This window comes from Ensifer sp. WSM1721, assembly GCF_000513895.2.
In the GTDB taxonomy this organism is placed as follows: domain Bacteria; phylum Pseudomonadota; class Alphaproteobacteria; order Rhizobiales; family Rhizobiaceae; genus Sinorhizobium.
Map to the genome: position 1 here is coordinate 3,212,177 of NZ_CP165782.1, position 14,427 is coordinate 3,226,603.

5 protein-coding genes are annotated in these 14,427 nt (G+C 64.4%); 3 read left to right on the forward strand and 2 right to left on the reverse strand.

Annotated elements, in window-relative coordinates:
• Nucleotides 1-25 precede the first annotated feature (25 nt).
• A complete protein-coding gene (ndvB, locus tag M728_RS15590) occupies nucleotides 26-8,524 on the reverse strand; it encodes a cyclic beta-(1,2)-glucan synthase (protein WP_370906452.1) in 8,499 nt (2,832 codons plus the stop codon).
• A gap of 465 nt (nucleotides 8,525-8,989) precedes the next feature.
• On the reverse strand, nucleotides 8,990-9,883 hold the full coding sequence (locus M728_RS15595; RefSeq protein WP_026620187.1) for a LysR family transcriptional regulator: 894 nt from the start codon (nucleotides 9,881-9,883) through the stop codon (nucleotides 8,990-8,992).
• 113 nt (nucleotides 9,884-9,996) lie between these two features.
• On the opposite strand from M728_RS15595, the gene M728_RS15600 reads away from it, so the two are divergent.
• From M728_RS15600 to M728_RS15610, 3 genes are read left to right on the forward strand one after another with little or no spacing between them, the layout of a single operon-like run.
• The gene (locus tag M728_RS15600) at nucleotides 9,997-11,397 is read left to right on the forward strand and encodes a VOC family protein (protein WP_026620188.1); all 1,401 of its coding nucleotides are present in this window, start codon (nucleotides 9,997-9,999) and stop codon (nucleotides 11,395-11,397) included.
• Between the two features lie 10 nt (nucleotides 11,398-11,407).
• Nucleotides 11,408-12,829 (forward strand): FAD-binding oxidoreductase, encoded by a 1,422-nt coding sequence (locus M728_RS15605; protein ID WP_026620189.1) that lies wholly within the window; start codon nucleotides 11,408-11,410, stop codon nucleotides 12,827-12,829.
• Nucleotides 12,830-12,873: 44 nt separating this feature from the next.
• Nucleotides 12,874-14,406 carry an aldehyde dehydrogenase family protein gene (locus tag M728_RS15610; protein WP_026620190.1) on the forward strand — a complete coding sequence of 511 codons (1,533 nt, stop codon included), beginning with the start codon at nucleotides 12,874-12,876 and terminating at the stop codon, nucleotides 14,404-14,406.
• Nucleotides 14,407-14,427 lie beyond the last annotated feature (21 nt).

Sequence of the window (14,427 nt, forward strand, 5' to 3'; positions counted from 1 at the left end):
CGGTTCCTTCCATCAAATCCGGCGGTTACAGCAAAACCCCTTCATGCGCGTTTTTTGTGACACTATTATTTACGCTGACGACCGGCTCACCACTTTTTGAATCGCGGCTGACGGAAATCCGGTGCGTCGTGCCGTTCACCCGCACCTCGGCCGAATAGCCCGCCCAATCGGCCGGCAGGACGGGCCGGATCGCCAGCCTGTCGCCCCGCTTGCGGATGCCGAGGATGCCCTCGACGCCGGCGCGATAGAGCCATCCGGCCGAGCCCGTATACCAGGTCCAACCGCCGCGGCCGGCAAGCGCGCCTTCGCCGTAGATATCGGCGGCGACGACATAGGGCTCGACCCGGTAGTGTTCGGCATCCTCGCGGCTCAGCGCATGCGACACGGGATTGAGCATGCGGAAAGCCCGCCAGGCCTCCTCCGCCCGTCCCTGGGCGGCGAATGCCAGGACCACCCAGGTGGCCGCATGGGTATATTGGCCGCCGTTCTCGCGCACGCCGGGCGGATAGGCCTTGATATAGCCCGGGTCCTGCTTCGTCGTTTCGAGCGGCGGCGTGAACAGGCGAACGATGTGCTTCTCGGGGTCGACGAGCTCCGCCATCACCGCATCCATGGCGCGCATGGAGCGTTCCCGATCGCCTTCGCCCGACAGCGTGCTCCACGATTGGGCAATGGAATCGATGCGGCACTCGCGATTTTCCGCGGATCCGAGCGGCGTGCCGTCGTCGTAATAGGCGCGGCGGTAGTAGTCGCCGTCCCAGCCCGCCTGTTCGAGAGCGTTCTTCAGGGCCTCGACGTGCTTCTCCCAAAGCGTCACGCGCGGACCGTCCTTACGCTCGCGCGCATAGGGCAGGAACGTGCGCAGGGCGCCGGCGAGGAACCAGCCGAGCCAGACGCTCGTGCCCTCTCCGGCTTCGCCCACCCGGTTCATGCCGTCGTTCCAGTCGCCGCCGAGGATCAACGGCAGACCGTTCGCGCCCGTGCGCTTGATTGCAAGATCGAGTGCGCGGGCGCAATGCTCGTAGACGTCGCCGGTTTCGTCCGCGATCTCCGGCTTGTAGAAGCTGTCGTGCTGGCCCTCCTCGAGAGCGGGGCCGGTGATGAAGAACACCTTCTCATCGAGGATGTCCTTCGTACCGGTGACCGCGCAATAATGCGCCACCGCGTAAGCCAACCATACGACGTCGTCGGAAATCATCGTGCGCACGCCAGCGCCGGTCCCCGGCAGCCACCAATGCTGCACGTCGCCCTCGACGAACTGCCTTGCAGCGGCATTCAGGATCTGCGCGCGCGCCAGCTCCGGCCGATGGATCAGGAAGGCCAGCGTATCCTGCAACTGGTCGCGGAAACCATAGGCGCCGCTTGCCTGATAGAAGGCCGAGCGCGCCATGATGCGGCAGCCGAGCGCCTGGTAGGGAAGCCAGTGATTGACCATATGGTTGAAGGCGCGGTCGGGGGTGTCGACCTTCACGACACCGGTGAAGTCACCCCAGAACGCCCTGGCCGCATCGAGCGCCGTGTCGAAGGCGCTTGCCCTCAGTTCGGCGAGGATCGCCTGCACCTGATCGGCGCTATCGACGTCGCCGAGGAAGAAGGTGACCCGTCCCTCCGCACCCGGCTCGATGGTGAGATCGGTTGCAAGCGCCGCGCAGGCGTCCCCGTCCACTTCCGTCGACCCGGCGAGTTCGGCACCGGCAAGCACCGCCTGCGGCGCGAGGATTCCGCCCGCCCGGCCGAGGAATTCCCTCCGGCTCGCCGTGTAACCGGCAACGCTGCCGTCGACCGCAAAGAACGCGGACCGGCCTGCATAGTCGATGCTGTAGGGGTTCGTGGCGACGAGCGCCTGCGACGCCTCGTCCCAGGCGCTGAGCACGAACGGGGCGGTACGGCCGCGGTTGCTGCCGAGGACCCATTCGGCATAGCCGTAAATGCGAAGCTTGCGTGCGGCCGAACCGCGGTTGCGGATCCTGAGCCGCACCAGCTTGGCCGCCAGCGCCGTGTGCACCGTATGCGCGGCTTCGATCTCCAGCTCGTCCTGCGTGCTTTGGAACAGCGAATAGCCGAGCCCGTGACGGGTCTCGAACAACGCGGACTTGCGCCGCGACAGGGCGGCGTAAGGTGTCAGCACCGCGCCGCTCGCCATGTCACGGATGAAGATCGCCTCGCCGGGGCGGTTGACGACCGCATCGTTGGTCCAGGGCGTCAACTGATAGTCGCGCGAATTGCGGCTCCAGGAGAAGGCGGCACCCTCGGCCGAGACATGAAAGCCGAAATGCTCGTTGGAGATGACGTTGACCCAGGGATGCGGCGTGGCCTCCCCGCCGCGCAGCCGAACGACATATTCGCGGCCTTCCTCGGCAAAGCCGCCGAAGCCGTTCCAGAATTCCAGGCCGTCGCTTTCGACCTCAGCCGCCGCTCCCTCGCCGCCCTCCCCTATGACCGGGAGCAGCATCTTCGCGCCTTCCTCCGTCTTATCCGATGGCGTCGCATAGAGCGCCGTGGCGCGGGCGATCTGATCGGAGATCGTGCCGTTGCGGGCATGGAAGACGGCCCGCGACGCCGAGATCAGCGTCGACCAGGTTTCGGGCTCCATCAGGTCGCGGCGCACGGCGAAGATGTGCTGACGCGGGCCGTCGGATTGACCGCGAAGCCTCAAATTCTCGCACATGGAATCGAGCGTGTGCTGCAGGTCCTGCGCGTAGGAAGAGGCCCGCTCGTTGACGACTACCAGATCGGCGGTGATGCCGCGTGCTCTCAGGTATTCCTGTGCGCGGAGCGCCTCGCGGGCAATGCCGAGATCACCGTCGTCATTGATCCTCAGACAGAAGATCGGGAAATCGCCCGAGATCGCCAGCGGCCACAGCGCCGACTGCGAGGCAAGGCCCGCCTTGACGGTCGCCGTGTCGGCGCGCAGGTGCATGTCCGGATAGACCAGATAGCGGCCGAGCATCTGGAAGCTCGCGGCCTCCTGAGAGGTAATACCGACATGGCGCATCTGCACCTGGCTGCGGGTCCAGGCATGGATCAGCTCGTGATTGAAGGTTTCCGGATGCCGGTAGCGGTCGATCGCCCGATCGATGCCCTCGCGGTCGGGGGCTGCGATCGTCCAGAAGATGACGCTCACTTTCTTGCCCGCCGGAACCCGCACGACGCGACGGAGCGACATGATCGGGTCGAGCGTGAAGCCGTCCGTCCCGGAAAGCGTGGTGCCAGGATCGAAGGCCGCCGCCTCGCAGAGCGTGCGTCCCTGGCCGAGGAAGCGCCGGCGGTCCGTTTCCGCCTGCGTGTGGCGCTCGCTGCCGGCATTGTCGGTGATGAGATGCGCGACCTCCATGTCCGGATCGCCGGGGCTGCGCTTGTTGCGTGAAATCCGGATGACGTCGCCCTGCCGGCTGATCTCGGTGCGGACGAACATCTTCGAGAAGGCCGGGTGCGAACTGTCGGCATCCTCGAAGGAGAGCACCGGTTCGGCATAGGAGGTCACTTCGACGAAGCGGTCCTCGGTCCCGGTATTGAGCAGGATCACGCGCCGGCCTTCCGCATCGTGCTCGCTGGCGACGATGCATTCCACCTCACTCGTGAGGTCGCCGACGGTCTTGACGAACTCGGCCTTGTCGTCGCCGAAGCGGGTAAGGGTCTTCTCGTCCGGGGCGCGCCGGGGCTCGGACGTGGTCGACCACCATTCCCCTGTCGTGATGTCGCGCAGGAAGATGAAGGTCCCCGTCCTGTCCTCGACTGGGTCCGCGTTCCAGCGCGTGACCGACTGGCCGTTCCAGCGGGCATAGCCTGCGCCGGTGGCCGTCAGCATGATCGAATAGTGACCATTGGACAAAAAGACCGTTTCGCGATCCTGGTTGAGCGGATCCTCGATGACGCGGACTTCCGGGCGCAGGAGATCGGCTTGGCCTTTGCCGAGGGACTCCGGCTCGCGCTTGGCCGCCATTACCGGAATGTCGCGCGGCGCCTTCTCCTGCAGCAGGAGCTCGGCCGCCTCGATCACCGGATCTGCGTGGAACCACTCGCGAAGCTGCCCATTAAAGACGACGTTCGCGACCGCGGCGATCGACATGCCGTGATGGTGGGCGTAGTAGTTGCGCACCACGGCGCATTTCTGCCCCTCCGGCACGCGCGTCGGCGTGAAGTCGACGGCATCGTGGAAACCGTAGGCGCCGAGCGCGCCGACTTCCCGAAGGCGCGCCAGATTGGCAAGCGCAGACTTCGGATCGTACATGCAGGCGAGGATCGACGCATAGGGCGCAATGACGGCATTCTGCCCGAGGCCGCGTTTAAGGCCGAGGGTCGGCACGCCGAAGTTCGTGTATTGATAGGTCAGCTCATGGTCGCGCGCGTTGAACGCCGCTTCGGAGATGCCCCACGGGGTTCCGAGACGCCGGCCATGATTGATCTGCTCCTGCACCACCAGATTGTTCGTCTGGTTGAGGATGCCGCCCTGCCGCTCCTGCATCACGAGCGGCGGCATCAGATATTCGAACATCGATCCCGACCAGGAGACGAGCGCGCCGCGCGCACCGATCGGCACGATCGGCCGGCCGAGCTTGTACCAGTGCTCGGTCGGCAGGTCCCCCTTGGCAATCGCAAACAGGCTCGTCAGTCGCGCCTCGGATGCGAGAAGGTCGTAGCAGGCCTCGTCGAGCTCGTTGGCATTGACCCGGTAGCCGATCGAAAGCAGCCGCCGTTCCGGCCGGAACAGGAAGCCGAAATCCATCGAGAAGGCAATGTCGCGGGCCCGTTCCTTGAGCACCAGCAGGCGCTGGCGAAGCGCCTCGATCGCGCCGAGATCGAAGACGCCGTCGGCGATGTGCGCCTCGCAGGTCGAGACCAGCGAAGCCGCCCATTTCGCCACCTCGCCGCTTTGCGCGCTGCGCACCTCGTGGTCGAGATTGACCGTGAGCTTGTGCATGTCGCGCGCGAGCACCGCCAGATTGATGACCCGGATGGAGGCGAATTCGTGCTCGCGTTTGACCGCAGCGAGCGCATTCTGGAAGCCGGCGATGCGCTCTTCGATCAGACGACGCAACGGCCTGACCGTCTTGCGGTCGTCGGGAAGTTCGTCCAACGCTTCCTTCAGGATGGCGGCGACATCGCCGATGCCGTCGAGATTGCCTTGGACATGGGCGGAGGGCGCTTCGGCCCATTCACGGCACATGGACGAAACGGCGATCAGATGGCCGGCGAGGTTGCCGCTGTCCACGGATGAAACGTAGCGCGGCTCCATCACCTCTAGCGATCGCGTGCGGTACCAGTTGAAGAGATGGCCGCGATACTTCGGCATGCGGTCGATCGTGCCGATCGTCTGTTCGAGGCGCGTGATCGTCTCCTCGAAACCGATCCAGCCGAAGGAACGCGCCGACATCGCCGACAGGAGATAGACGCCGATATTCGTCGGCGATGTGCGCTCCGCCAGCACCGGCTGCGGCGTTTCCTGGAAATTGTCCGGCGGCAGGAAGTTCTGTTCGGCGGTGACAAAAGTTTCGAAGTAGCGCCAGGTCCGCCGGGCGATCTTGCGCATGTCGTTGATCGCCTCGTCGGAAACGACGAGCTGGTCCTCGGTCTCCGCCGACTGGCTGACGAACCATGCGACCGCCGGCGAGAGCGCCCAGATGAGCGCAAACGGGATGCCGATGAAGGGCAGCCCCGTATCGGAAACGCCGGCCAGCGCCAGGGCAACGACCGACAGCGCCGGCGCCGTCCACATGGCGCGGAAATAGTCGCTGATCGAGCCGTGGCCGGCGCTCTGTACCTGCGCCGCCGTGCGCCATTCGAGCATGAGCTTGCGGCTGACGAAGGTCCGGTAGAGCGCGCGGACGATCGCATCCGCCATCATCGCCGCATTGTGGGCGATGAAGACGATCCTGAGCGCGACTTGCGCATTGGCGGCGCGAATATCGGAGAGCACCGTGTGGAGATGGGCCCTGGCGACGATGTCGTTGCGCCGCGGCATGATCCCGTTGATCAGCGAGAGGGTGGGCGCGACGAAAAGGCTGAAGATCAGCACGATCTGCCAGATCAGTGCCTCGGCCGGCTCCATGTAGTACCAGCCCATGACGGAGGCCGCGAGCCAGGCGGCGGGAATGAGCGATCGGCGCAGGTTGTCGTACATCTTCCAGCGCCCGAGCATCGACAATGCGTTTTTCGGATTGAAGATATAGGGCAGGAGCTGCCAGTCGCCGCGGGCCCAGCGATGCTGGCGCGACATTTCCACCTCGTAGCGGATCGGGAAATCCTCCACGAGCTCGACGTCGGTCACGAGTGCGCAGCGCGCATAGGAGCCTTCGAGCAGGTCGTGGCTCAAGACCGCATTCTCGTCTATCCGGCCCTTCAGCGCAGCCTCGAAGGCATCGACATGATAAAGGCCCTTGCCGGTGAAGCTGCCTTCAGCGGTGATGTCCTGATAGACGTCCGAGACCGTGAACACATAAGGGTCGATGCCGCGATTGATCGTGAAGATGCGTTGGAAGGCCGAGGCCTCGCTGCCGGTCGTCAGCGACGGCGTGACGCGCGGTTGCAGGAGGCTGTAGCCCGTCACCACCTCCTGCGTCTCCGGGTTCACCACCGGCCGGTTGATCGGGTGGTAGAGCTTGCCGACGAGCTTGGTTACCGCGTCGCGCATCAGGCGCGTATCGGAATCGAGCGTCATTACGTACTGCACGCCCTCCGGCACCGTATTGGAGCCCGGAAGGAACGAGGTATCTCGGTCGCCGCGCAGCAGCAGGTTGAGCTCGTGCAGCTTGCCGCGCTTGCGCTCCCACCCCATCCAGGCGCCCTCTGCCTCGTTGAAGAGGCGGCGGCGGTGCAGGAGGAAGAAGCGCGTCTTGCCGTCGTAGGCATAGCGGGCGGCAAGCGACGCGACCTCGCGCTTGGCATAGTCGAGCACGTCCGTATCGGCAGGGGTCTCCTCGAACTTGCTGTCCGCCCAGTCGCTTAAGAGCGCGAAGTAGATCTCGCCGCGCGGATTGGCGAGATAGTGCACCTCGAGATTGCGCACGAGTTCATCGACATGGTCGCGCTTGGAGATGAGGCAGGGCACCACCACGAGCGTGCGGGCATCTTCCGGAATGCCGTCGAGAAATTCGTAGCCGACGAGCCGCGAGGGTTTGACGAAGAGGGTGATGAGCGTGTTGAACAGACCCATCGCGCCTTCGGAGGCGGGCAGCGCGAAGAGCAAGAGCATGATGAGCTTGGCGCCGCTCGGAATGTCCATCGGACTGACGAAGGCGTAGACGGCGACCATCGCCAGGATGGTCAACAAAACGTTCGGCCCGGCGATCGCGAACCAGTCCAGCTTGCGGACGAAACGGATGAGATGCTGGAACGCCGACGGCGAATAGTCGATTCTCGCCTCCAGCGCTTTGCGCTGTTCGCCGACGAGAAAGGCGCCGACATTCGGCTCCTGCAGCGGCGCCTCGACGGCCGCGGCCGCCTTCGCCTCCTCGACCATTTCGACGGCGATCTGCGTGACTTCGTGTTCGCTGTAACTGCAGCGGCGGGCAAGCTTCTCGATCGTGTCGCGGTATGTGTTGCGCGAGCCGAAATCAAGCGCCGCATAGTCGGAACCCTCGCGCAGCGTCGCGTCGATCTTGCTGACGCTTTCGAACCAGACGGCCCAATCCGTATCGTCGATCTCGCGCAGGCTGCGGATGATATTGCTCATCGTCGCGTTGCCGGACGACAGGCGGTTCTGCTCCGCGACCAGCGCCTCCTCGACGTCGGTGCCGCGCCTTTCGAGCCTCTCCTCAATCCAGGCGATAACGGCGCCCGAGGTCTGCGATCCGTCGCGCATACGATAGAGAAGCTGGGCGATGAAGGTGTTGTCGGCGGCAAGCGCCTCGGATTCGGCCAGCAGCGCCCGGCACCTTTCCGGATCGCTCAGCCGGATGATCTGGTCGGCGACGTCGTTCGCCTTCCGCCGCATGCCGCGCGAACGTTCGACCCGGATCGCGATCCGCCGCAGATTTTCGATGAGGACGAAGCGCAGGATCGAGGGCAGCGCCCACAATTCGCCGATCTTGAAGGTCTCGTGCTCCTGGAAGCCCTCGACCATCGCGGTGATGCTTTCGCGCGAAACGGCGCTGTGGGTGTGGGCGACATAGAGCCAGGCCAGCACCATCGTGCGCGGAATGACGGTGCCGGATACCGACAGCGTCGGCAATTGCCGATAGAACTTGCGCGGGAAATCGCGTCGGACCTCCTGGATCGCCTCCTCGACGACATGGTGGTTGTCGAGCAGCCATTCGGCCGCGGGCGTGATCGACGCGCCGGCCTCGACGTCGGCGGCCGTCGCCCGGTAGACGCGAAGGATCTCCTTCTCGTTCTCCCGATGGCGGGCGCGGAACTCGAAGGAGAAGAAACCCGGCAGTGAGGAAACGCCGCTCTTAGCGAGGCTTGCACCGCATGCGCGAAGATCGTCGATCGAAAAATAGGTCGAGCGGATCGAATCGTTGTAGTCGATCTGCTTGGCTTCCGGTTCGCGCGGTGTATTGGACGGCGTTGTGTGCTGGAGCATGGGTACGGATTCTGGTTCCACGCGGGCTTGATCGGCCCGGTTCTCGTTGTTCTGCCGGAGTGGCTGCGACCCTGAGGATCCAAGCGTCGCCGGTGCGTTCCTAGACACGGTCATGTGCCCCCTCCGCCGTCACCGCCCCGGGAAGCGGGAACCGGCGGAAACAGGCGCCGGCCGAGACTTGGGGCCTGGAGATCGCAAAGCCGGCGGCGCGCTGGTTTTCACGGCCGCGTGGTGCATGAAGATGGCATTTTTTAGCCGTAGTGTCAGCAGCTTGCAAGAATCGCGAGCATTGCTTCCGGCGAATTGCCGAGGGTAGAAGCCGGAGGAGCCGGGCCACCCCGCTCCCTCCCTCGTCTCGATAAGTTTCCCTTTCAAATCCGCCCCTTCCCTGGTGCATGGCAGTATCCTGGTCCGAAGGCTGAGGCTCATGAAACCCTTCCGCCGGACCTCCCCGGCCGCGCCGGATCAGCCGACCTGTTCGGCGATCCACTCCCGGAAGGCGCGGCTGATCGGGTTCTCGAGCTTGCCTTCCGGAATGGCGAGGTAGTAACTGTTTTCTGTCTGCATCGGTCGATCAAGAACGATCCGCAGGGTGCCTGCGGCAAGTTCCTGCTCGATCAGATACCGGGGCAAAAGGGCAAAACCGAGACCTGCGGTCGCCGCTTCGATTACCATCGAGAATTGATCGAAACGGTTGCCGCGATAAGCGCCATCCTGTTCGACGCCGTTTGCCTCGAACCATCGCGCCCAGAGCTTGGGCCTCGTCGCCAGATGCAAGAGCGGTGCGCCGCCGATGTCGACCGGCGTCTCCACCGGATGCGCCGCGATAAGCGCCGGGCTCACCGCCGGCACGATGACTTCACTGCAGAGATAGCTGCAGATGGCTCGCGCCCAGACGGGCTGGCCATAATGGATCGCCAGGTCGAAATTCTGCTCGTCGAAGTCGAAGGGCGCGGAGCGGGAGGCGATGTTGACGACAGTGCCCGGATGGCGCCTCAAGAAATCCGGCAGGCGCGGCACCAGCCAGCGGCTGCCGAAGGTGGGCAGCGACGCGATAGAGAGGCTCGAATCGGCGCGCGCCGACGCCATGGCGCGCACCATCAACTCCTCGGTCTGGTTCAAGAGCCGGCGCACCTCCGGCAGGAATTTCTGCCCCGCATCCGAAAGGATCACCCTTTGGCGAACGCGCTCGAAGAGTAGGACTCCGAGCTGATTTTCCAGATCCTTGATCTGGCGGCTGACGGCGCTCTGCGTGAGATTGAGTTCGGCCGCGGCCTGAGTGAAGCTGCCGTGACGGGCCGCACATTCGAAGGCCTGCAGCGTCGTCACATCAGGAACCAGTCGGCGGCTCAACTTCATTCCAGCCTCGCATCAACATAGTTGGAAGCAGCGCGATCCAAGGCCACGCTCATCCGATATGATCAGAATTAAGAATGACCTTATCCTTCATCCTTAGCGCGAGGCGAGCCCCAGTGAAAGAGAATAGTTTCATGTCCGCCGACGATATCCGCTCGGCCTTTTCCGCTGCGATGTCGGCCATGTATCGGGAAGAGGTTCCGGCCTACGGAGCGCTGATGGAACTGGTTGCCAGGGTGAACGAGGAGACGCTCGCTACCGATATCGTGCTGAAGGAGCGCCTCGACGCAACCGATTCGCTCGAACGTGTTTCCGAGGAGCGGCACGGGGCGATCCGCGTCGGCACCGCGGCCGAGCTTTCGATGATGCGGCGCGTCTTCGCGGTCATGGGCATGTATCCGGTCGGCTACTACGACCTTTCGACCGCCGGCGTACCAGTGCACTCCACCGCCTTCCGTCCGGTCGGAGAGGCGGCGCTCAAGCGCAACCCCTTCCGCGTCTTCACTTCGCTCCTGAGATTGGACCTGATCGCCGACGAGACGCTGCGCGCCGAGGCGGACGCGATTCTCAAAGAACGCCAGATCTTCACGCCGGGCGCCATCGAACTCACCGAAAGGGCAGAACGCGACGGCGGGCTCGACAAGGCCGATGCCGAGCGTTTCGTGGCGCAAGTGCTCGAGACCTTCCGCTGGCATGACAAGGCCAACGTCAGTGCCGATATGTACAAGCGGCTGCACGACGCCCACCGGCTGATCGCCGATGTCGTCTCCTTCAAAGGCCCGCACATCAACCATCTGACGCCGCGCACGCTCGATATCGACAAGGTACAGGCGCTGATGCCGGCATACGGCATTGCCCCCAAGGCTGTCGTCGAGGGGCCGCCGACGCGCAACTGCCCGATCCTCTTGCGCCAGACCTCCTTCAAGGCGCTGGAGGAACCGGTCTCCTTCCGCGACGCCGACGGTGGCTGGAAGGCGGGTTCCCACACGGCCCGCTTCGGCGAGATCGAACAGCGCGGCATCGCGCTGACCCCGAAGGGCCGCGGCCTGTACGACCGTCTACTCGACGAATCACGCAAGATCGTGCGCCCCGCCGCCGACGGTTCCAACGCCAGCGAATACGAAGCGGCCCTGGCCAAGGCCTTCGAGGCGTTCCCCGACAGCTGGGCGGAAATCCGTAAGGCGCGGCTCGGCTATTTCAGCTATTCTCTGACGGAAAACGGCCGGCAGACGAAGCTTCCCGGCCGCCGTGACCTCGAAACGCTCATCGCCGACGGCCTGGTTGAGTTCGATCCGATCGTCTACGAGGACTTCCTTCCGGTGAGCGCCGCCGGTATCTTCCAGTCGAACCTCGGCGACGGCGCGCAGCAGGAATTCGTCGCAAGTCCGAACCAGAAGCGCTTCGAGACGGATCTCGGCGTCGCCGTGCTCAACGAATTCGATCACTATGCCGGTATCGAGCAGGCATCGATCGAAAGCTGCCTCAAGGCGCTGGCCGCCGCCGTGGCAGCGGAATGATACGCCGACGATGATTGACGAGCATCATATCGACGCATTGACGAAGCTCCTTGGCGACAAGGGCGTCGTCACTCGTTCGGAAGACATGGAGACCTACGAGACGGGCGCGCGCTATGACCGTGGCCGCGCGGCCGCCGTGCTGCGCCCGGCGACGACGGCGGAGGTCTCGGCCGCCGTCTCCTATTGCGTGCGCAACGGCATCCCCCTCATCCCGCAGTCCGGCAATACCGGTCTCGTTTCCGGTTCGACGCCGGACAGCTCCGGCGACGAAGTGGTACTGAGTCTCGACCGGCTGACCCGCCGCTTCGAACTCGACCTCGACAATCGCTCGGTGCGGGTCGATGCGGGCTTCCGCCTGTCGGACCTCAACCGGCGGCTGGAGGAGCACGATCTATTCTTCCCGATCGATCTTGGCGCCGATCCGCGGATCGGCGGCATGATCGCCACCAACACCGGCGGCTCGCGGTTCCTCAAATATGGCGACGTCCGCCGCAACACGCTGGGGCTGAAAGTAGTGCTCGCCGATGAGGCCGGCACGGTGCTCGACCTCGACTCGGACCTCCGCAAGAACAATACCGGCGTCGACTGGAAGCAGATCTTCATCGGCACCTCCGGCGCCTTCGGGATCGTCACCGAATGCGTGCTCAATCTCGAGCGCGTTCCGAAGCAGACCGCGACCGCCTTCCTGGTACCGGCCAGCGGGGCGCATGTGCTGCCGCTGCTCAAAGCCATGGAAGAGCGGCTCGGCGCCTATCTCTCCGCCTTCGAGGGCATGTCGAAAAATGCGGTCGCGGCGGCCTTCGCCCATGTGCCGTCGCTCAAGAATCCATTCCAGGGCGGCAATATCCCCGACTATGTGATCCTCGCCGAAATTTCTCGCACCTCGGCGCCGCGCGAGGGCGAAGAGCCGCTCGACGCGGTCCTCGAAAACGTGCTCGCAGAGATTTGGGAACTGGAAGGAGCGCCGCTCGCCGACGCCCTCGTCGGCCCGCCGCATGAGATCTGGTCGCTGCGCCACGCGCTTTCGGAAGGCGTGAAGCATCTCGGCAAACTGATCGCTTTCGATCTTTCCTTCCGCAGGGGTGACATCATGGCCTTCTGCGACCATATGAAGGCGGAGATGCCGGAGACGTTTCCGGGCGTCACTGTCTGCGACTTCGGCCACATCGGTGACGGCGGCGTCCACTTCAACCTGGTCGTTGCGAAAGATAGCCGGCTTACGATCGATCCCTCCTTCGAGCAGCGCCTGCGCGAATGGGTTTTTGCGGTCGCGGTCGAAGAGTATCAAGGCAGCTTCAGCGCCGAACACGCGATCGGCCGCCGCAACCAGGCTTACTACGATTTCTACACACCGGAAAAACTGAAAGAGATGGCCGCCGGCCTGAAGACGCTCACCTCGCCGAGCAAGCTCGGCAGCGTGCGTTTTGGTTAGGTCGCCGCAGCCAACGCCAACGACAATTACACGGGAGTCAGAACATGAACATTGCAGCCAAGAAAGTGGACGTCGCCAAGGAGACGGCCGCCCTCCTCGACAAGCTGGGCGTCGCCAAGGAACTCTACACCTGCGGCGATATGCCGTCCTTCAGCCCGATCACAGGCGAACAGATCGCGAGCCTCAAAACCGTGTCGGCCGCCGAGGCGGCTAAGAAGATCGAGAAGGCAGACGAGGCTTTTCGCGCGTGGCGGCTCGTGCCCGCACCGAAGCGCGGCGAGCTCGTCCGCCTGCTCGGCGAGGAACTGCGCGCTTTCAAGGCCGATCTCGGTCGCCTCGTCTCGATCGAAGCCGGCAAGATCCCGTCCGAGGGCCTCGGCGAAGTGCAGGAGATGATCGACATCTGCGATTTCGCCGTCGGCCTCTCGCGCCAGCTCTACGGCCTGACGATCGCCACCGAGCGTCCCGGTCACCGGATGATGGAAACCTGGCATCCGCTCGGCGTCGTCGGCATCATTTCCGCCTTCAACTTCCCCGTCGCCGTCTGGTCGTGGAATGCGGCGCTGGCTCTCGTCTGCGGCGACGCCGTCGTCTGGAAGCCTTCGGAAAAGACGCCGCTCACCGCGCTCGCCTGCCAGGCGATCCTCGAGCGCGCCATCGCCCGCTTCGGTGACGCGCCGGAAGGCCTGTCGCAGGTGCTGATCGGCGATCGTGCTATCGGCGAAGTTCTCGTCGACCATCCGAAGGTTCCGCTGGTCTCGGCGACCGGCTCCACCCGCATGGGCCGCGAAGTCGGTCCGCGGCTCGCCAAGCGCTTCGCCCGGGGGATCCTCGAACTCGGCGGCAACAATGCCGGCATCGTCTGCCCTTCGGCCGATCTCGACATGGCTCTGCGCGCCATCGCCTTCGGCGCCATGGGCACTGCCGGCCAGCGCTGCACGACCCTGCGCCGTCTCTTCGTCCATGAAAGCGTCTACGACCAGCTCGTTCCGCGGCTGAAGAAGGCCTACCAGTCGGTCTCCGTCGGCAATCCGCTGGAAACGACCGCGCTCGTCGGCCCGCTCGTCGACAAGGCCGCCTTTGACAACATGCAGAAGGCGATCGCCGAGGCGAAGGCCCGTGGCGGCGCCGTCACCGGCGGCGAGCGCGTCGAGCTCGGCTACGAGAACGGCTATTACGTCAAGCCGGCGCTCGTCGAAATGCCGAAGCAGGAGGGCCCGGTGCTCGAAGAGACATTCGCGCCCGTCCTATATGTCATCAAGTACAGCGACTTCGACGCCGTGCTCGCCGAGCACAATGCCGTCGCAGCCGGACTTTCCTCGTCCATCTTCACCCGCGACATGCAGGAATCCGAGCGCTTCCTCGCAGCCGACGGCTCAGATTGCGGCATTGCTAACGTCAATATCGGCACCTCCGGCGCTGAAATCGGCGGCGCCTTCGGCGGCGAGAAGGAAACGGGCGGCGGCCGTGAATCGGGCTCCGACGCCTGGAAGGCCTATATGCGTCGCGCCACCAACACGATCAACTATTCGAAGGCTCTGCCGCTGGCGCAGGGCGTGTCTTTCGACATCGAATGATTGGCGACATCGAATAATCGA

What these genes read in the sequence shown, in the direction of transcription:
- M728_RS15595 (WP_026620187.1), bottom strand. Translation starts at nt 9,883, where the DNA reads ATGAAGTTGAGCCGCCGACTGGTTCCTGATGTGACGACGCTGCAGGCC.
- M728_RS15605 (WP_026620189.1), top strand. Translation starts at nt 11,408, where the DNA reads ATGATTGACGAGCATCATATCGACGCATTGACGAAGCTCCTTGGCGAC.
- ndvB (WP_370906452.1), bottom strand. Translation starts at nt 8,524, where the DNA reads ATGCTCCAGCACACAACGCCGTCCAATACACCGCGCGAACCGGAAGCC.
- M728_RS15610 (WP_026620190.1), top strand. Translation starts at nt 12,874, where the DNA reads ATGAACATTGCAGCCAAGAAAGTGGACGTCGCCAAGGAGACGGCCGCC.